The following is a 19,942-nucleotide window of genomic DNA, read 5'->3' as shown; positions in this document are numbered from 1 at the left end:
TCAGTATTCAACTTGAACGTGATTGTCCCCAACACTATACGAAATAATTTGACTGATTTCCTGCATTGACAGATTGCTTTGTTGATGAAAATCATTAAATGCTTGTTGTATGGCGGTTAAGCTGCGTTTAGATGTTGCTGAACCGCTTATTAGGTCTCGCTGAGTGAAATAAGCCACCACATCTTGGCTAAGGATAAAAGTATCTTTGCCTATAGCCCGTAATGCGTAGGGGCCCGTATTCCCACCTAAACGAGCACCATGCTTTTTGAGGTACGCCCACAAACCAATAATATCGTGATTTGGCCACTGGGCTACAAAGTCAGCAAAACTGCCCTTTTCTTGTTGAACGGCTTGGATCATCAATGCATTTTCGCGAATCGTTTTCACTTTGTTGTAGTTACGAATGATACTCGGATCTTGTGCTTTTTTTTCAAGCATTTCGTCTGGCATTAAAATCACTTTTTCAATTTCAAAATTGAAAAAAGCCTGCTCGAACTTAGGCCACTTATTACGTACCACTCGCCACACAAAACCCGATTGAAAAACCTTTTTACTGAACTCCGCTAAAAAACGATCATCACCAATCTCTTTAAGCTTGTTAGGAGGCAGTGGCTTTGACAACAAAAGGGCTAAATTTTTAGGACCACCTTTACGCTCACAAGCGCGCTGATACAAGTGCTCAAAGGTCTCTAAAGTTGCCAAAGTTATTTACCTTAATTTCAATTGGTTAAGCGGCAATGCCCGAGTGACGTAATAATGCATCAACCTCTGGTTCTCTTCCGCGAAACGCCACAAATAACGCCATAGGCTCTTTGCTTCCGCCCATTTCCAGTACATTATGCAAAAAGTCTGAGCCCACTTGAGGATTGAAAATGCCTTCTTCTTCAAAACGACTAAAGGCATCTGAACTGAGCACTTCAGCCCATTTGTAACTGTAATAACCAGCGGCGTATCCACCCGCGAAAATATGCCCAAAACTATTTTGAAAGCGATTGAACTCTGGCGCTTTGAGTACCGACACTTTTTCGCGGACTTTCTCAATAAAGCCTTGTACGTTAACCGGATTTTCTTGTTGATATTGCTCATGTAAGGTGAAGTCGAACAAACTAAATTCCAACTGACGCATCATCTGCATGGCGGATTGGAAATTACGGGCTGCTAACATTTTATCTAGCAAATCTTTAGGCAGAGCTTCGCCTGTTTCATAATGGCCAGAGATAAACGCTAACGCTTCAGGTTGCCAGCACCAATTTTCTAAAAATTGACTCGGTAATTCCACCGCGTCCCAAGGCACCCCATTGATACCGGAAACACCGGCCACATCCACCTTAGTCAACATATGGTGAATACCGTGACCAAATTCATGGAACAGGGTTATCACTTCATCATGGGTAAACAACGCAGGTTTGTCGCCCACAGGTCCATTAAAGTTACAGGTAAGATAGGCCACTGGATACTGTAATTGTCCGTCCACTTGGGTTCTGCGAACCTGACACTCATCCATCCAAGCGCCGCCGCGTTTGCGAGGTCGCGCATACAGATCTAAATAGAAACTGCCACGCAGTTCACCGTTACTATCAACAATATCGTAGTATTTTACGTCTTTGTGCCACACATCAACATTTTCACGCTGCACAATATCTAATTTGTATAAACGGTTAACCACTTCAAAAAGCCCAGAAAGCACCTGCTTTTCTGGAAAGTAAGGGCGCAACTGTTCATCTGAAATGGAATATTCTTGTTGTTTTAGTTTTTCACTGTAATAGGCCAAATCCCATGCCTTCAGTTCGCTCATTTGATGCTGAGATTTTGCGAACTCGGTGACGTCCTGCAAATCTTCTTGGGCTTGGGGTTTTGAGCGTTTTGCCAAGTCTTCTAAAAATCCAGTTACCTGCGCAGTAGACTCCGCCATTTTAGTAGCTAAGGAACGTTCAGCGTAGTTTTTGAAACCCATAAGGTTAGCCAGCTCATGACGTAGGGCTAAGGTTTCTTCAATTATCTTAGTATTATCGAACTCCCCTCCATTGGGACCTAATTCTGAGGCACGGGTGGTGTAGGTGCGATACATTTCTTCACGTAAAGAACGATTGTCTGCGTAAGTCATAACTGGTAAATAACTGGGAATATCTAAAGTAAACAACCAGCCATCTAATTCTTTGCTTTGGGCCAACTGCTGCGCCGCATCTAAGGCGGAGTCAGGCAACCCTGCTAACTCAGACTTGTCGGTAATATGCTTTTGCCATGCTAAGGTGGCATCCATTACGTTATTACTGAATGTAGAGGATAAATCCGAAAGTCGGCTTTTAATTTCACCGTATCGCTGCTTTTTACTGTCTTCCAAAGCAACACCTGACAAGGTGAAGTCACGGATACCGTTGTCGATGACTTTTTGCTGGGCTTCCGTCAGCGTTGCGAATTCTGCAGATTGTTTGATTTGAATATAAGCATCATAAAGGCCTTTATGTTGACCCACCCAAGTGCCATAAGCAGACAATAGTGGCAAACATGCATCATGGGCTTCACGCAGTTCATCATTGCTCACAACAGAGTTCATATGTGAAACTGGTGACCAAAGCTTACTTAAAAGATCATCGATTTCGTCAATTGGTTGAATGACATTCTGCCAACTAACGGTCTCTTGCTCTAACACCCTATTAATAGTGTTTTTACAGTTTGTAATCGCTTCTTCGATTGAGTCTTTAATTTCAGCCGTTTTAATTTGCGTAAATAGTGGCAAAGACGTTATATCTGATTGAGAATGATGAGCGGCGACTTGATTCATAACTGTATCCAATAATATTTTAAGGGCTGGAACTGTGTAGGTGAGGCCTCATAACGGCAATTACAAGAGATAGACAAAGTTTTTTATTCCCTTCATGAACTTTTTGTTTGAAATTTGTATCCACAGGCTTTGTACTTTTTGTTCATCTACAATAACCTTATGAAAACAATTAACTCCAGGATAAAACATGGCAGATTTTGATTATATATGTATCGGCGGAGGCAGTGGTGGTATTGCTTCAGCTAACCGCGCAGCAAGATATGGCAAGAAAGTAGCAATAATTGAAGCAACTGCCGTTGGCGGTACTTGCGTTAATGTGGGTTGTGTCCCTAAAAAAGTGATGTGGTTTGGTGCGCATGTGGCTGAGGCCATTAACTTATACGCACCAGATTACGGATTTGATGTCACCATCAATAAGTTTGATTGGAAAACCTTAGTCGCCAGTAGAGAAGCTTATATAAAACGCATCCACGGTAGTTATAGCAGCGGTTTTGAAAAAAATGGCGTGACCTTAATTTCAGGCTTTGCCACTTTTGTCGACAAAAATACCGTTGAAGTGAATGGCAAGCAATATACAGCAGACCACATTCTAATTGCTACCGGAGGTCGTCCAACCATACCTAACATTCCTGGAGCTGAATTTGGCATTGATTCGAACGGCTTTTTTGAATTAAACGAACAGCCTAAACGCGCGGTTGTGATTGGCGCAGGGTATATTGCCGTCGAACTTGCTGGAGTTATGCATGCTTTGGGGACAAAAACTGATTTAGCCGTGCGTAAACATGCTCCTTTGCGTAATTTTGATAGCATGTTATCAGAAACCTTAGTGGAGCTAATGGCCCAAGATGGCCCTACACTGCACACCCATGCAACCCCCACTCAAGTGCTCAAAAATGCCGATGGTTCATTAACCATTGAATTTGAAAACGGTACAAAAATTGATACCGATTGTGTTGTTTGGGCCATCGGGCGTGAACCTGCTAATGATAAAATTGGCGTTGAAAACACCGGTGTTCAACTTACCGACCGTGGCTACATTAAAGTCGACAAATTCCAAAACACCAACGTAGATGGCATTTATGCTGTAGGTGATAACATTGGTTATGTTGAACTCACTCCGGTTGCAGTGAAATCGGGACGTTTATTGTCTGAACGCTTATTCAATGGGCAAACCAATGCGCAGATGGATTACTCGTTGATCCCTACCGTGGTATTCAGTCACCCGCCAATTGGCACTATAGGTTTGAGTGAAGACGAAGCGAAAAAAGAATATGGCGAAGACAATATCAAGGTTTATACCTCTGGGTTTGCCGCAATGTACACCGCCGTCACTAAACATCGTCAAATGACACGCATGAAATTAGTCTGTGCAGGTGAGGAAGAAAAAGTCGTTGGCCTACATGGCATAGGGGCTGGCATGGATGAAATACTGCAAGGATTTGGCGTAGCCATGAAAATGGGGGCCACTAAAGCAGATTTTGATGCCTGTGTTGCTATTCACCCCACTTCTGGCGAAGAATACGTCACTATGTAATTCGTCCAGTTTAGCAGTTTAAGATCTTACTCAACTGCTAGCTTTGGCACACACTTTAACCAAAGTTAGCAGTTCTTTCTGAAACTATTACCCTAAATAGTAACAATCGAAACTAGCCACTCTCTTTTAAATGCGTTTTTATAGCATCAATGAGAATCTCATATTCCTGCTCCATCTTAGGCAACAAACTATCCATAGCCGTAAAATTTCCTTTTAGGGCTTCAAGCTCTATATTGCCGAATATTTGATGTAGCTTCATGGCTCCAAGATCACCGCTCACCCCTTTTAGGGAATGACTTAATTTAGTTGTTTCTTCTGCATTGCCATGTTCAACGCATTCTCGCAGGTTTTGAATTTTTGCAATTGAGCTTTCTAGGAAGATTTTGCATATTTTATTCAGCAAAGTTTGATTATTCATTAACCGAGTTAGTGCACCACCTTTATCCCAGGTTTCACAGTTAGAGGACGTTGATTCTACAAGGGATCTATTCTCTTCGCCGCTATCGATGACATTTACAATTGGTTTAAACACCGATAGCACCCAACTGGTAAGTTTACTTATTAACTTTTCAGCGGAAATAGGCTTAGTCACGTAATCATTCATACCTGCATCTAAACACTTTTGCCTTTCACCTAGCATGGCATTTGCTGTCATAGCGATAATCGGTATTTGTCGATACGCTTCTCCGGCTTCACCGTTTCGAATTTGAGCCGTTGCTTCGTAGCCATTCATGATAGGCATTTGACAATCCATTAGCACACAGTGAATGACTTTCCCATTGATACCTGAAGCTTGCAGTTTTTCTATTGCTTCTTGGCCATTAGCAGCACGGACAATTTCAACGGTAGTCGGCTTTAAAATACCGACAGCAACTTCGACATTTATTTCATTATCATCGACGACCAACACTCTAGCACCGGTCAATTTGCTATCTGAATAGACATCTAGATTTAACATCTTATTTCTTTGCTGCTCTCCACGGCCGCCTAATTGCTGGTGTTTCTTATCCATGTACTTTAATAAAAATTCAGAAACAGAAACGGGTTTGGATAGGTAAATAGGCTTCAAACGCTTAAACATCGTTTTGGCATCAGCGGTGTTAAACAACATAAGCACTTTTTCAGTATGATGACTTTGTTCTTTAATAGCTTCCCAACGATGTTCAAGTAATTGCGCTCTAGGATCAACTTGGTCAACAATTAAGATATCTGGTAACTCTTCGGGTAATTCAGCCTTAGATTCTAAGTAACTATTAAGTTCATTATCTGGTAGGACTGTTGCGCCTAATTTATCCACTAAGTTACACAAAGTTTGATGCAGTTGGGGGTTTTCTACCAATATTGAAACACGCTTACCACTGAGATGCTTTTCTGGCGCTTTATATGTCACTTTGGCATTAGGAATTTGCACTGTGAAGGAAAAAGTACTTCCTTTTCCCTTTTCTGATTCGAAAGTTACTTGCCCATTAAGCAAATGACTCAACTGTTTGCAGATTGATAACCCTAAGCCTGTTCCGCCATATTTTGAAGCTATTGCGCTATCTTCCTGAGAAAATGCGCTAAATAAGCGCTTCTTATTTTCTTCGGCAATGCCAATCCCGGTATCAGATACTGAACAATGTAGAATACAGAGAGCGCCTTCAACCTGTTCCGACTTAGCTTTTACGAGTATATGTCCTTGGGTAGTAAACTTAATTGCATTGTTTAAAATATTGGTAAGAATTTGAGCGTAACGATGGGGATCACTCACAATTGATTCGCACTCTATATCAATACTATCAAGTATAAACTCAAGCCCTTTCTCTTGGGCTTTAACAGCCATACTTCCGCATAAACTTTCAATTAATTTACTCGGATTAAACGCTTTAAAATCGAGGTCTAATTTTCCTGCCTCTATTTTTGATAAATCTAAAATATCGTTGATCAGCACCGCAAGAGAATTCACACTGACTTCTGTCATTTCAAGGTACTGCAATTGCTGCTCACTAAGGGGCTCTTTTTTGATAAGGTTTAATGTGCCAATAATGCCATTCAAAGGAGTCCGCATTTCATGACTTATATTAGAAATAAATGCGCTTTTAACATTGCTCGCTTTTTCCAATTGTTGAGTCCGCTGAGCAACTTTGATCTCTAGTTCAGCATGGGCTTTGCGAATTTTTTCGTCGACTTTTCGTAAGCTAGTAACATCCCGAATAATCACCGCAACACCACTAAACCCGAAACCCTCTTTTAGAATGACAGATAATGATACTAATAATTTAATATTGTCATCATGCCGCAAACTCGTTTCCAATGGTTTTTGAACCATACCTGAGGCTAACTTGTTTATGAGTTCAACAAAATTCAAATTTGAGAATAATGATAGCTGATCAATAGATTGACCTTGTACTCTTGCAAAATCTAACCCGAATAAGGTCTTCGCCGCGCGGTTCCAGCTCGATATTCGACCGTCCACCGTTAAGCCAAAAATAGCATCTTCTGAGCCATTAACAATTGCATCCGATTCCGCACGAGCTTCAGCTAACTCTTGACTCTTATTTAACCCGCGTTGGAAAGCAGCCAAAACAACAGCCAGAACAACAAGTACAATGAAGAGAATAGTGTAAACATTAGTGCGTCTATCCATCGCCAAAGCATTAACCACCGACTCTGGAGTCAAAATATGAGACACCAAAAAGCCGTCTTTAAAATCACCACTAACAATCACTTTTTTGGCAGAGGAGTAAAAGCTACCGTTGCTGAAATACTGTAAGGAAGAAACATCGGTTTCACTGTCTAAATCTAATTTTTCATTATAAAAACTATCCCAAGTTGCGTTTGGATTCAGATCTTTGCTGTACATCAACTCTTGGTCTGGGTGAGCCAGAAAAAAGCCGTTACTGTCGGTCAATGCTAGCTGGTTAGGTTGGTCAACAAGGGCCTGTATCGAATAGAGTAATTCACTAGCATTGATATTCAGAATTAAAAAACCCAAACGCTCCATTTGATTATTAAAAAGTGGTATTGATAACCTAAGCATTGGACGATAAGGAAATTCGATTCTGCCAAACTCCCGATTCAATGAGATTTCCGAGAGATAAATTTGCCCCGCGGATAACTTGATGCTCTGCTCATAATAGTCTCTATCGCCTTTTTGTTGTAAATAAGCATTGCTAACAACCTTTATCCCGCCGCCGGTCCGTTCAACTCGCACCAATTCTTTGCCCTCCTTATCGATACCGATAACACGCATTTGTTCGTACTCTGAGTTATTTTCAACAAAAGCGACAAATATTGTTTCTAATCTTTGTTTCCACTGTTCATACGTCGATTCATCAAACTGACTATCTTGGCCAATAGTATTCGCAACCCCCTTAATAGGTGGTGTACCAAACAAGAAGCGTAAGTCGTTGCGATATTTAGACAAAGATTGTTGAATTTGGGTATCAATTCGAATATTTGTTAGACGTTGGTTTTCTTCAACCGAACGTAAGACTTTGTTATTGATTTGACTTTCAAAAATAACAATAGCAATTGCGATAATTGCTATAAACAGAAAAAAAGTAGGTAAGAACAAGTTTTTCTTATCATGCCAAAGCTTTCGTTTGGACGCGCTGGATTTAGATGGCATCAATCACTCCATTGAAAAACTGCTATTCAATATCTAAATTATAGAATGAACAAAAATTAAGCGAATTTAAAATTTACAACTCAAAATATTCACTAACTTTTTAAACTTTAGTTGTTTAGCGAAAACTAAGCAATTTAATAGACGAATTGATTACGACCTTTTTGTTTGGCTAAATAAAGAGATTTATCGGCAATTCGGATAATTTCGTTGGCTTTAGAACATTCCTCGTAAGTGCTGGAGCTATATATACCTATACTTAAACTCACTACACCAAAGGGTGAAGATTCGTGTGGAATCTTCAAATCTGCGACTTTTTGCAAGATTGTTTCAGCTATATGTTGCGCGCCAAAGTTATCTGTATCAGGCAAAAGACACAAAAACTCCTCTCCGCCGTACCGGAATGTCATATCGATTGGTCTATGCAAAACATCTTTTAATACTTTGCTCACTGCTATCAGACATTGGTCTCCGTTGATATGTCCATAACTATCGTTAAAACGTTTAAACCAATCAATATCTAGCATAAGCAAGGACAATGGCGACTTAGTCCGGTTAGACTGGAGAATAGACTTAGTCAGCACTTCGTCAAGCAAATGTCTGTTATATAATCCAGTCAGACCATCAGTAAATGACAACGTTCTTAAAAAATCAGACTGCATCTTTAATGTTAAATGCGCTTTCACACGGTTTAAAAGAGTAATTCCATTGACTGGTTTGCTAACAAAGTCGACTCCCCCCGCTTCCCAACATTTATTTTCATCATTTTGACTTTTAACTGAAGTAATGAAAATCACCGGAACATGTTGAAGGTTCTGATTACGTTTAATTGCACGACATGTTTCCAGCCCCGATATACCGGGCATCATCACATCTAATAAAATTAAATCTGGCGTTTGCTCTCGACAAAACGCTAAAGCGTCCTCGCCAGAATGCACAACTTTTATTCGATATAGATTTGATAACAAGTCAGCGATAACCATTGCATTAATCGGTTCGTCATCGACAATTAAAACGAGTCCTTCTTGCAAGGTACCTTGCTGAACATAATGTTTCCCAATCAACTACTTTTACCTTTTGAGTTACTAAATTAATGCGATTTTTGTGTGTATTAACAGGTGAATTTTATAGCCCATAAAAATCAAAACAACACTTCTGAGAGTGTTTCCATACATCACCTCTGAGCGAATGAGTTAACGCACATCATCATGATTTTACTGTAAAGGATTTTGACCGCAAAAGAATATCAAAAATCAGCTAAGAATCCTTTGATTTTTGATAATTTATAAGCTGTTTTTTATCTTTTACCGGAAGCTTTTATTAACACTTGGTAAGATTACTCAAAATGGCAAATAAATTGTTCCTTCCAAAGGGAGCACTCACATCAGGCATTGTGGCGAAAATAGAACGATGAACCTGAATTTATATCACTAAAAAGCGAATCAAAGTCGTAGTTTTGTGATAAAAATTTTTAATGGGTAAAACAAAGGCGAAGTAGCACTGTTAACGGTTTTACTATTCTACCATCTTTAACAAAGGTTAAAAAACAGACCAACGTAAAATTAATGGGCAAATGAGTTACCCAAGCTTCGGTGATTGTTAATTAATCAAACTGGGGGAAACATAACAAAATTTGGTAAAAAATTTCTAATATCGTCTGTGAAGCGGTTGCATCGGGTTTAAAATTCCTCTAAGTTTTAGCATCCTGGTCTGCGCTCTCAATCAATCGATAGTAGATCAATAATTCGATTGTTCTGTCAGCAGTAGGAGTACATGTTTGAGATGATTACGTCTGAGTATCTGGTGGACAGAATTGCCTCTGGCGAAACTCGAGCAGAACAGCAATTGGTTGATAAATATTGGAAGAGTCTTTTTTTTATTTTGAAAAAGCAATCTGATGATGTTGAGTTGGCCAATGATATCTCCCAAGATACTTTTCTTATTGTTATCGATAACATTCGCAACGGTAAAATCGAAAATCGTTCGTCCATAGGCGCTTATATTCGTCAGACTGGAATTAACTTGTTGATTGCTCACTTCCGCAAAGAGTCTCGCCGGAAAACCGAAGCTTCTGACGTCATCGACGTTGAATACCCTGACACCTCACAATCCTTAGTCAATTCCCTACATTCTGAAAAACTAGTACAAATTGTGCGACAGGTAATTAAAGAATTACCCGCTCCACGAGACCGAGATATTTTGTATCGATATTTCGTATACGGGCAAACTAAAAAAGTAATTTGCGACGAGTTCGATTTGAGTCCCGAACACTTTGACAGGGTATTATTTAGAGCGCGCACTAGGTTGAAGCATGTTGTTCAACATAAATTAGATATCGATTTAGACAAAAACAATTTGATCTCATTATTAGCTCTTGGTCTAGCACTTCAGTTTTCAGTTTCTGAGCACACTCCTGCACTTGACACATCTGCACTTGAACCTTCATTCCTTAATCCACCTTCTATTAATAATTTATTTCTCACGAAGGTGAGAGAAATTGTAAGCCCACAACACTTAATCATTAAGACCAACAAGGAAGATTAATTCGGCCAGTTGGCAACTAAACAAATTTAAGTTGTTGGCTAGAGAAAATAAGAGGTGTTAATGAAACCAATGGATCGGGATTATATTGAAAGTAACGATATTACTAATCGTTATATGCAAGGCAAACTTTGTGCTGAAGAGTGTGAAGAATTTGAAGTTTATTTAATGGAGAACTCTGAAATTGTCGAGCAATTGGAGCTCGACTCAATATTGATTAAAGCACTACCTTTTATCCATGAAGCACCAATAGTAAAAACCACTTTTTGGCAATCTTTGTATCAAACTCCGGTGCGAGCAAGTTTAACAACCTTTTGTAGTTGTCTTTTTGTGTTTTCGCTAATGTTTAATTTTAACCTTTTTTCCTCGTCCGAAAATACACTTAGTTCGCCATCAATGATTTACGTATCTTCAGTAAGAGGCAACACGACGAGTGTTGATGCCAGCTTTTCTCTTGATGAGATATCCTCATCGGTTTCTTTAGTCCTGCAAGACGAGTTTGATATCAAGCAGGCATATCAAGTCGAGATATATGCAAATACAGACTCCGAACCTTTATACACCGGCACTTATACCCCCAATACCGAAAGAGAAGTGGTTATTTCTCTGTATAAAGAAATGTTGCAGCCTGGTTTGATGGAAATTAAATACACCCTTGATAAATCAAAAAGCGAAGATAAAAAAGTACTGGTAGTAGTAGTAAGAGATTAATTATGTTGGACTTTAGTTTCACCCACAAACTTAAAAAAATGTGGAACAACAATTATTTAAGTGACCCGGTTTTACTGCAAATTGCAGAAAAGCTAATGGAAAATAACAATACGGTACCTTCAAGTAATTTAGATGCAGGAATGACCTATTTTGGCCAAATGATCGCACATGACATTGCTCCTCATACCACAGCTCCTGAACACCCAGTGAGAACTATCAGTAATGAACTTTTGCTAGATAGCCTTTATGGGCACAATCATAGAATTGTAAACGACAGGTTTGAAATGCGTCCTATTCAGTGGCAAGGCGTCAAAGGTTTCGACGTTGCACGAGACGAAAATGGGAGAGCGTTAATTCCAGATCACCGTAATGATATAAACGATATTGTTTGCCAGTTGCACTGTTTTTGGCAGAATTTTCACAATCAACTCATTGAAGCACCTTATCATTTTGATTTTGAAAATGCGAAGTGCCACACCATTCTCAGCTTCCAATTCGTAACCATAGAATATTTTTTAAAAAACCTGTTAGAACCGCACATTTTCGATGTGTATTTCAATCAACAGCAAAAACCTAAGTTGCCATTCAAACCTGAACAGCGTTTAGACTACTTTCACAATAGTGCATTTCGTTTTGGTCACAGTATGGTAAGAAATAGTTACGCTTTGAGGCGCTTTCATCCTGAAGTGCCATTAACGTCACTATTTACGTCTTCGCAAAATATAAAAGACAAACATGTGATTCAATGGCACCGATTCTTCGGTGATAATCAAAAAGCCAATAAGATTGACCTATCTTTATCCGATGCAATGTCTAGAATTCGTTTTCCCTCAGACAATTCAGAAATGATTCGCATAATCTTTAAAAATCTATTGGCTGGGCTCAATAAGCAGATCCCCTCTGGGTATAACCTCGTCAAAAAAATCAATTCAGATACTAAACTCAATGAAGTATTTCAACTTAGTCCTGTTAGCCAACTTCCTAAGGAATTCGAAGGTATAGAAGAGCTAAATATTCAGAATTTGCCACTTTGGACATACGTACTGCATGAAGCCGCAACCACTCAAAATGGAGAAAGGCTAGGAAAACTAGGAAGTATTCTTATTGCGGATGTTCTTCATGACGCCATCAATACCGAAGCATTATCCATATTCAAAAATGGCACTTACGATAAAAGCCACGCCTTGAATGTATTAAGTGAAGTAAAAGATAAGTTGCTCGATGAACACAACAATGTAGACTTGCAAAAACTTTTTACTGTGAACTGAGGAAACTGTATGCCTGAACAAATCATACGAGAGATCAAAGCGTTAGGAATAGAGGCTGTTGATCAAACCGAGACTACTAAATCATTAGAACAAATGGTTTCGCAAATTAGTCCGTGGTTTTTTGTTCCTCAACGAAGATACTTTATTGAGATCAGTAAAAAGAAAATAGGTGATTTACTTTACGTGCAGGAAACCGCTGTAAATCAAGATGGTTCAACTGCAAACGAATGGCCTGAGCTATTCAGGCTTGCTTCAGATAATACTGTCTTTGTTCTCAATGAAGATAAAACGCAACTCGTCAATATCAATGATGGCATCTCAACTATTCTGTTCGACGATTTAGAGGGTTGGCATATAACAGAATGGACCAACTACCTACCTGCAGATAACAACCCTGATAGTGAAATTGTTGCTCATGTAACTTGGCAAGATAAACATGGAAATATGGCCAAATCTAAGCACAGTTGGATAGTATACATCCTCGATTAACTTCAAATTATCCTAGGCAGTGTCATTTGTTAAAGATGACGCTTGTTTTAAGTTTCTTATCGCAAACATAGTTTATAGGTTACAATGCTTCAATCATTGTTATTTTAAGACGTGTTTTGTTGAGTATGTTCCGTTATCTGCCGTACTGTCTAATGTTGTTCTGTGCCAGTTTTGTTTGCAGTGCAATGGAGTCAACAAGCTCAACCTCAATCCAAGTTGGTCCCTATACACTGCTCAAATTGAGCAATGCTAATCAATCCCTAGAAATCGAAATTTTCGCCAACAATCAATCCATTCAAAGCGAAAAATTAAATAGCCTAGATAGTCAGTATTTTTCCCTAATTCAGTTACCGCAAAACAATACTGAATCCTATTCACTCAGAGTGATTGTAAACTATGAAAAAGATACTCCAAGCATAGAGTTAATAACATTAGATAAGGAGCAGTTCTCTGCTCACCAAAACGCCATGGCGCTTATCAATAAGCCATTAGTTGGCGAAAATAGTAAACCCTATACATTGGTTTCTAGCATAACCAATTCGAGCTTGGAAGCCGACTTCTCTAATTGGGCTATGTATCGTCTTTTAAACAGCGCTAATAAAGCTAAACATGGCGAGCTTAGTTTTTTAGTTAATTTAAATTTAAATACGTTTAGAGCCGAAGATATTGTTGGACAGTGCAAGGCTTGGACTTCGTACACAAACCCAAACCAGAAATTAAGTACTCCCGTAGAAGCTCAGTTTGCTGCACAATTAGCAGCTACGCTTTATGTTTACTCGAAACACAAAGGTACAATTGTTGATGCCCCAAGTAGCCTTTTAAACAAAGCCAAATTTTTGCACAACTGTGGAAGCTTGTTTGCAGATATCCCCATCACTCAACAAGCAAGTATAGACCTTGATGTATATGCTAAAAACCTATATGAACGCGTTCTGCAAACGCTAACAAAGAGCCCTAGTTGGTTGACGGCTGATATTCTTTATCACTTATGGTTTTATTATAATTTTGAAAACAAACACGAATTAGCCTTAGAAACCGTTAAAAACGCCATTGTTAAAGCAGAGGGTAGACCGCAATACCACTTTTTAATGACAGAGTTTTATAGCAATGCCTTTTTGTCATCTTATCGTGAAGGCGCATTTGCTCAAGCCCATAATTATTTAAATAGAGGTCTAAACATAAGTGCCGATTCAAACGCAGCAGATATTGCCCCATTATTATTCAGCAAAGGCTTTTTACTTTATCAAACTGGTGAATTTACCACAGGTTCAAGTTATTTTACCGATACCATAAAACAAGTACAAAGCACCTCAACAGATCAACAATGGGAACTTGCTAGCTGTTTAAGCTCAGGTCCTCAAGACTTGATGATCGCCAGGGCGGCGGTAATGATAGGAGCGACAAGCCGAGAACAAGGTAATTTTGAAGCAGCAAATCAATGGCTTCAGTGTGCTGAGCACTTATTTGATAATGAGCACGACTATTATCAAATAGTATTGCAGGTAGAGCTTGCAAAAACCGCCATAAAACAGAAACAGTTTAGCCAGGCCAAAATACACTTAGATAAGGTGTTCAAGGATCCACGAACCCTCGACACGACCCAAATTGATGCCAAAATTCTGCAGTTTAAAATAGATAATGTACATTTAGGCAAACCGAGTAACCGTGAAGAGCTGGATAAATTAGCCGCTCTGCTAGGTTATAAAAGTTTTTATAACGACAATGTTAGTGAAGTAGACGCCAGTACTTATCCAATTAAGCAGATTGAAGTATTTACCCTATTGGTGCAAATCAGTCAGCAAGAAAAATCGTTTAAATGGATTGATGTTTTCGCAGACAAAGCCATGTCATTAATAGAAAAAAGTCGCTTGACCGTAGCCAACCCTCAAGCTTGGGATGCTGCAAGGTTTAGCTTTATCAACACCTACATTAGCTCCTTACTCGACACTAAACGTTTTAAAGCTCAGCCAAATGAGCATTATCGGAAATTATTTGAAGTTCTGGAAAAGTTTTACTCAGTAGATCCAAAACAAGAGAAAAACCTATTTTCCATCGATGAAGTGACTAAAGATAACGAAGACCAAATTCAACTTTTTTATAATATCTGGTTAGCAGAAGAAAAGCGAATGTTGTTGACCGATTCAGCTAACGAGAAATTACGCTTTTATGAAGCAAGAGATGACTATTTTGCGCAAGTACTAAACCAACAAAACAATCACGCCGAAATTTCCCATATTGCTTTAGATACATTTCAACAATTATTGCCCTCGGATCAGATGTTGGTTAGATATTTTTCTGATGGGCAGACAATGTATTCACTTTTTATCACCCGAGATAGCATTTCTGTACAAGAAATCGCTAAAATGACGGTTCTCGCAAAAATGGTAGATAATTATGTGACCGGCACAGCAGCTTCGAGTCGACCTTGGCTAAACGCTGATTTTCAAGATATTGCTTTATTACCAATAGATATCATTGAACAACAACAGATAGATAAAATTTTAATTATTCCAGATGAAAGTCTACACAAAATGCCATTTTCTATGTGGAACACGAATACTCAAGGTGGACGCTATAAACCGTTAGTCGAAACCTCGCAATCTGTATTTATCACCTCTGCCACTTCATATTTCGAACAGTTACATGCTTCTGACTCTGAAGAATTTGAAATATCTATTTTTGCCAATCCAGATTTTAGTGGCCCTGAGAGTCAAGCCCTAGGTGCCTCTTTATCTCAACGACTATCGTTAGCATCTCTTCCTGGAACACTTAAAGAAGCTGAGTTTGTCGCTAATTTGTTTTCTGAACATCATATAAATAGAGGCTTTGCAGAAAATGCCACTAGCCAATTTTTGATGTCAAATAAAGTACGAAACTCCAAAATATTACACATTGGAACCCATGGATATTTCGACAAGAAGTCACCTGATATTGTTGGTGTTCTAACAGCAGGAGAAACGGTTTCAGGTAATATCACACCCGGATTTCTGAGTTTGAGCCAACTATTAAGCAAGCCAGTATCCGCCGACTTAGTGTTTGTCAGTGGTTGCGAAACCATGGTTGGTAAGAATTATAAAGGATCTGGAATGCGTAGTATTACTAGAGGTTTTTTAGCTCAAGGGGCGAAGACCGTGGTAGGTACAATTTGGGCAATTCAAGATAGGCCAACTTCTGAATTCGTTAAGCAATTTTACGTCAATTTGGTGGAATCAAACGGAGATGCGCCTAAGGCACTGCAATTAACCCAGTATCAATTCCACGCTTCAGGTAAATATAGGCATCCTAAATACTGGGCGGGATTCGTCCTAACCTCATCAAATCAGGGTGATAGTCAAATTTTCAACCCCGCACTGGCGAATAATTCACTGCAAGACTAATGGGTATGATTTTTACCTAAAAAGATTCCATAATATCTAAATTCCGACTAATCTATATAAACGATGTGCCCGAGGCACTCCCTTTGTGATTGATTAGTTTGGCTGGATTTTTATGAATGAACGGTTTTTATTCGCTGAAGATTTACCTGAAGAAGCAGACACCCTTGATAACAAATGGAAGATTCTAGTTATTGATGATGAGCCCGAAATTCACAACATCACCAGAATAGTTTTGAGCGACCTGATCTTTGATAACGGAGGATTAAGCATACACAGCGCATATTCTGCAAAGGAAGCAAAACAACTAATTTTAAACAGTTCTGAGGACTTTGCAGTAGCCATTGTCGATGTGGTAATGGAAACCGTCCATGCGGGTTTAGACTTTGTTAAATGGGTCAGAGAAGATTTAGGTAATCACAAAATTCGTCTATTTTTACGCACTGGGCAACCCGGAGAAGCACCAGAAGAAAGCGTGATACGTGACTACGACATTAACGATTATAAAAATAAGACCGAATTAACGGCCCTTAAGTTAAAAACCTCTGTCTACTCTGCATTACGTAGTTATAGAGATATATTGACCATCGAAAAGCATAGGGTTGGTTTAGAAAAAATTATTGCAGCCTCTTCAGAATTTATCGAATGTGAAACTCTTCCCCAATTTGGTTCCGCAATTTTAAAGCAAGTCGCCGTCGTATTAGGGATTAATGAAGAAACGGTTATTTGTTGCGCAGTAGCGAAAGACGCAAGTAATCATTTCAGCGATGTGCATATACTTGCTATGAACCAACCTCAAAACACAAGGTTACCGTTAAATAAAAAAACTGAAGGGCGAATCAAACGCGCCTTAGCGCTCAAACAATCCATTTACGAAGAAGATTATTTTATTGGTTATTTTACCACTAAACACAATATTGAAAATGTACTTTATGTAGCCCAGAGCCATCAGCTAGAACCCATGCAACATCGCTTGTTAGAGTTTTTTGCGAACAATATCGCTGTGGTTTATGAAAATTTGAAACTGCGTGATGTGATCAAAGAGTCACAAAAAGAGCTGTCCTACATTATTGGTGAAGCCGTTGAAATGCGCAGTAAAGAAACTGGCAGCCACGTCAAACGCGTTGCACAAACCAGTTACATGCTTGCAAAACTATACGGATTAGATGAATTTACATCGGAAATGATCAAGCTAGCATCGCCCCTTCACGATGTAGGAAAAGTAGGTATTCCTGATTATGTGTTGAACAAACCCGACAAACTAGATAACGATGAATGGCAAGTAATGCAAACACATGCCCAAATCGGTTATGAAATGTTAACCAGAACGGATAATCCCATTTTGCAGTTAGGCGCAACTATCGCCAGACAACACCATGAGAAGTGGGATGGTACTGGTTATCCTCAAGGTTTAAAAGGGGAAGAAATAAACATCGCCGGTCGTATATCAGCACTTATGGATGTGTATGATGCCTTAGGGAGCAAACGTTGTTATAAAAATCCGTGGGATAATCAACAAATAGTCGATTTTATAAGTGAGCAAAAGGGCAAAGCTTTTGAACCTAAGTTAGTTGAATTGTTGTTAGCCAATTTAAGTGAATTTAGTCAAGTAAGAGAACATTTTCCTGATCAAACTTAGCACTTCTTTTACATTGGCTAACATCGATCAGTAAACATAAAAAACGCATTAAAAAATGCGTTTTTTTAGCTTAATTCAGACTCAATGTTTATAAGATAAAGCGACTTAAATCTTCATTATCCACGAACTTATCTAGATGGTCATTGACGTATTTAGCGTCTACCAACACGGATTCGTTTTCCATTTCAGATGCATCAAACGAAATATCTTCCATTAGACGCTCCATGACAGTGTGCAAGCGTCGCGCACCAATGTTCTCGGTACGTTCATTCACCTGCCAAGCTGCTTCAGCAATGCGTCGGATGCCATCTTCAGTGAAACTTACCGTTACACCTTCAGTTGCCAAAAGGGCGCTATACTGTTCAGTTAATGAAGCATTGGGTTCTGTTAATATGCGAACAAAATCTTCAACACTCAACGCTGAAAGCTCAACACGAATAGGTAAACGACCTTGTAATTCAGGGATTAGGTCTGACGGTTTGCTCATCTGGAAAGCACCCGATGCAACAAACAAGATATGGTCGGTCTTAATCATCCCATGCTTAGTTGAAACGGTTGAACCTTCAACTAAAGGTAATAAATCCCGTTGTACACCTTCACGAGAAACATCCGCACTACCTGTGCCTTCACGTTTACAAATCTTATCTATTTCATCAATAAAGACTATGCCGTTTTGCTCAGCATTAAATAACGCTTTTTCTTTTAACTCTTCTTGGTTAACTAATCGCGCAGCTTCTTCTTCCACTAAAAGTTTAAAAGCTTCTTTAATTTTTAGTTTCTTTTTCTTTTTTTGCGAACCGGATAGGTTTTGAAACATACCTTGAAGCTGGTTAGTCATTTCTTCCATACCTGGAGGTGCCATAATTTCAACACCGACCTGAGGTAAGGCAACGTCAATTTCGATTTCTTTGTCATCTAATTGACCTTCACGTAATTTCTTACGGAAAGTTTGACGAGTCCCTTTATCTTCAACTTTTTCTTTTTCGCCCCAGGCATTTTCTGGTGGCGGTAAAAGTGCATCAAGAATTCGATCTTCCGCCGCTTCTTCGGCTCGGTACTTCACTTTCTCAGTTTCTTGTTCTTTGGTCATTTTGATAGAAATATCCGCAAGATCACGAATAATACTTTCTACTTCTTTGCCAACATATCCCACTTCAGTGAATTTGGTCGCTTCAACTTTAATAAAAGGAGCATTGGCTAATTTAGCTAATCGACGAGCTATTTCTGTTTTACCAACACCTGTTGGACCAATCATCAAGATGTTTTTAGGGGTAACTTCCTGACGTAATTCCGCATCTAACTGCATACGTCGCCAGCGATTTCGCAATGCAATCGACACTGCTCTTTTGGCATCTTGTTGACCAATTATGTGACTGTCCAACTCGTGGACAATTTCTCTTGGAGTCATCTCAGACATAAAAAACCTTTAAAAATGTAACGCACTGAAAACACTTAATCAGTGCTATTAAAATTAGTAATCTAACGTTTCTATAGTTTGACTATGGTTGGTAAACACACAAATATCACCGGCAATAGTCAGACTTTTCTCGGCAATTTCTTTTGCACTTAAATCTGTATTTGCCAGTAATGCGGTGGCCGCGGATTGGGCATAGGGGCCACCTGAACCAATCGCAATAAGATCTTGTTCGGGTTGCACAACGTCACCATTACCAGTGATGATAAAAGAGGCCGTATGATCAGCCACAGCGAGTAAGGCTTCTAACTTGCGTAACATCCTATCTGTTCGCCAATCTTTCGCTAATTCGACAGCGGCTTTGGTTAAATGCCCTTGATGCATTTCCAGTTTAGTTTCAAAACGTTCAAATAAAGTAAAAGCGTCCGCAGTGCCTCCGGCAAAACCAGCGATGACTTTATCGTTGTATAGTCTGCGCACCTTTCGCGCATTACCTTTCATTACGGTGTTTCCTAACGAAACCTGACCGTCACCTGCGATGACGACTTGATTGTTGCGGCGTACGGATACTATGGTAGTCACG

Annotated in this window: 13 protein-coding genes; 7 read left to right on the top strand and 6 right to left on the bottom strand. The window is 39.3% G+C overall.

The features are described from left to right. Together AB6T38_RS10535 and prlC are read right to left on the bottom strand one after the other, a co-directional pair. On the bottom strand, window positions 1-702 hold the full coding sequence (locus AB6T38_RS10535; RefSeq protein WP_372547282.1) for a DNA-3-methyladenine glycosylase I: 702 nt from the start codon (window positions 700-702) through the stop codon (window positions 1-3). Window positions 703-727: 25 nt separating this feature from the next. Beyond that, the gene (gene prlC, locus AB6T38_RS10530) at window positions 728-2,782 is read right to left on the bottom strand and encodes an oligopeptidase A (RefSeq protein ID WP_372547281.1); all 2,055 of its coding nucleotides are present in this window, start codon (window positions 2,780-2,782) and stop codon (window positions 728-730) included. A gap of 187 nt (window positions 2,783-2,969) precedes the next feature. Here prlC and gorA point away from each other — a divergent pair, with 187 nt between their 5' ends. Further along, the gene (gene gorA, locus AB6T38_RS10525) at window positions 2,970-4,316 is read left to right on the top strand and encodes a glutathione-disulfide reductase (RefSeq protein WP_372547280.1); all 1,347 of its coding nucleotides are present in this window, start codon (window positions 2,970-2,972) and stop codon (window positions 4,314-4,316) included. 112 nt (window positions 4,317-4,428) lie between these two features. On the opposite strand, the gene AB6T38_RS10520 is transcribed toward gorA, so the two are convergent. Continuing rightward, window positions 4,429-7,926 (bottom strand): ATP-binding protein, encoded by a 3,498-nt coding sequence (locus tag AB6T38_RS10520; RefSeq protein ID WP_372547279.1) that lies wholly within the window; start codon window positions 7,924-7,926, stop codon window positions 4,429-4,431. A 134-nt stretch (window positions 7,927-8,060) separates the two neighbouring features. Then, entirely contained in the window at window positions 8,061-8,987 is a 927-nt protein-coding gene (locus AB6T38_RS10515; protein ID WP_372547278.1) for a diguanylate cyclase domain-containing protein, read from the bottom strand. Window positions 8,988-9,696: 709 nt separating this feature from the next. On the opposite strand from AB6T38_RS10515, the gene AB6T38_RS10510 reads away from it, so the two are divergent. The 6 genes from AB6T38_RS10510 (at window position 9,697) to AB6T38_RS10485 (ending at window position 17,945) form a co-directional block, all read left to right on the top strand. Continuing rightward, complete coding sequence (locus AB6T38_RS10510; protein WP_372547277.1) at window positions 9,697-10,467, top strand: RNA polymerase sigma factor; 771 nt, start codon at window positions 9,697-9,699, stop codon at window positions 10,465-10,467. A 60-nt stretch (window positions 10,468-10,527) separates the two neighbouring features. Continuing rightward, window positions 10,528-11,175, top strand: a complete 648-nt coding sequence (locus AB6T38_RS10505) for a hypothetical protein (RefSeq protein ID WP_372547276.1) — start codon at window positions 10,528-10,530, stop codon at window positions 11,173-11,175. 2 nt (window positions 11,176-11,177) lie between these two features. Next, complete coding sequence (locus AB6T38_RS10500) at window positions 11,178-12,443, top strand: peroxidase family protein (RefSeq protein WP_372547275.1); 1,266 nt, start codon at window positions 11,178-11,180, stop codon at window positions 12,441-12,443. A gap of 9 nt (window positions 12,444-12,452) precedes the next feature. Beyond that, complete coding sequence (locus AB6T38_RS10495) at window positions 12,453-12,932, top strand: hypothetical protein (protein WP_372547274.1); 480 nt, start codon at window positions 12,453-12,455, stop codon at window positions 12,930-12,932. A gap of 185 nt (window positions 12,933-13,117) precedes the next feature. Next, window positions 13,118-16,309 (top strand): CHAT domain-containing protein, encoded by a 3,192-nt coding sequence (locus tag AB6T38_RS10490; protein WP_372547273.1) that lies wholly within the window; start codon window positions 13,118-13,120, stop codon window positions 16,307-16,309. 112 nt (window positions 16,310-16,421) lie between these two features. Further along, a complete protein-coding gene (locus AB6T38_RS10485) occupies window positions 16,422-17,945 on the top strand; it encodes a DUF3369 domain-containing protein (RefSeq protein WP_372547272.1) in 1,524 nt (507 codons plus the stop codon). An 88-nt stretch (window positions 17,946-18,033) separates the two neighbouring features. Here AB6T38_RS10485 and hslU read toward each other — a convergent pair whose 3' ends face one another. Further along, complete coding sequence (hslU, locus tag AB6T38_RS10480; protein ID WP_348491240.1) at window positions 18,034-19,362, bottom strand: HslU--HslV peptidase ATPase subunit; 1,329 nt, start codon at window positions 19,360-19,362, stop codon at window positions 18,034-18,036. A 54-nt stretch (window positions 19,363-19,416) separates the two neighbouring features. After that, window positions 19,417-19,941, bottom strand: coding sequence for an ATP-dependent protease subunit HslV (gene hslV, locus AB6T38_RS10475; RefSeq protein WP_348491239.1), 525 nt, complete (start codon window positions 19,939-19,941; stop codon window positions 19,417-19,419). Window position 19,942: the final 1 nt, after the last annotated feature.

The organism is Aliiglaciecola sp. SL4 (assembly GCF_041538045.1).
In the GTDB taxonomy this organism is placed as follows: Bacteria; Pseudomonadota; Gammaproteobacteria; order Enterobacterales; family Alteromonadaceae; genus Aliiglaciecola.
Note: the sequence above shows the minus strand (reverse complement) of the source record. Positions and strands in the feature narration are given on the sequence as shown.

Excerpts from the sequence above, each read along its gene's own strand:
- AB6T38_RS10520 (WP_372547279.1), bottom strand. The coding sequence starts at position 7,926 with ATGCCATCTAAATCCAGCGCGTCCAAACGAAAGCTTTGGCATGATAAG.
- AB6T38_RS10505 (WP_372547276.1), top strand. The coding sequence starts at position 10,528 with ATGAAACCAATGGATCGGGATTATATTGAAAGTAACGATATTACTAAT.
- hslU (WP_348491240.1), bottom strand. The coding sequence starts at position 19,362 with ATGTCTGAGATGACTCCAAGAGAAATTGTCCACGAGTTGGACAGTCAC.
- AB6T38_RS10510 (WP_372547277.1), top strand. The coding sequence starts at position 9,697 with ATGTTTGAGATGATTACGTCTGAGTATCTGGTGGACAGAATTGCCTCT.
- AB6T38_RS10500 (WP_372547275.1), top strand. The coding sequence starts at position 11,178 with ATGTTGGACTTTAGTTTCACCCACAAACTTAAAAAAATGTGGAACAAC.
- gorA (WP_372547280.1), top strand. The coding sequence starts at position 2,970 with ATGGCAGATTTTGATTATATATGTATCGGCGGAGGCAGTGGTGGTATT.
- AB6T38_RS10495 (WP_372547274.1), top strand. The coding sequence starts at position 12,453 with ATGCCTGAACAAATCATACGAGAGATCAAAGCGTTAGGAATAGAGGCT.
- AB6T38_RS10485 (WP_372547272.1), top strand. The coding sequence starts at position 16,422 with ATGAATGAACGGTTTTTATTCGCTGAAGATTTACCTGAAGAAGCAGAC.
- prlC (WP_372547281.1), bottom strand. The coding sequence starts at position 2,782 with ATGAATCAAGTCGCCGCTCATCATTCTCAATCAGATATAACGTCTTTG.
- AB6T38_RS10490 (WP_372547273.1), top strand. The coding sequence starts at position 13,118 with ATGGAGTCAACAAGCTCAACCTCAATCCAAGTTGGTCCCTATACACTG.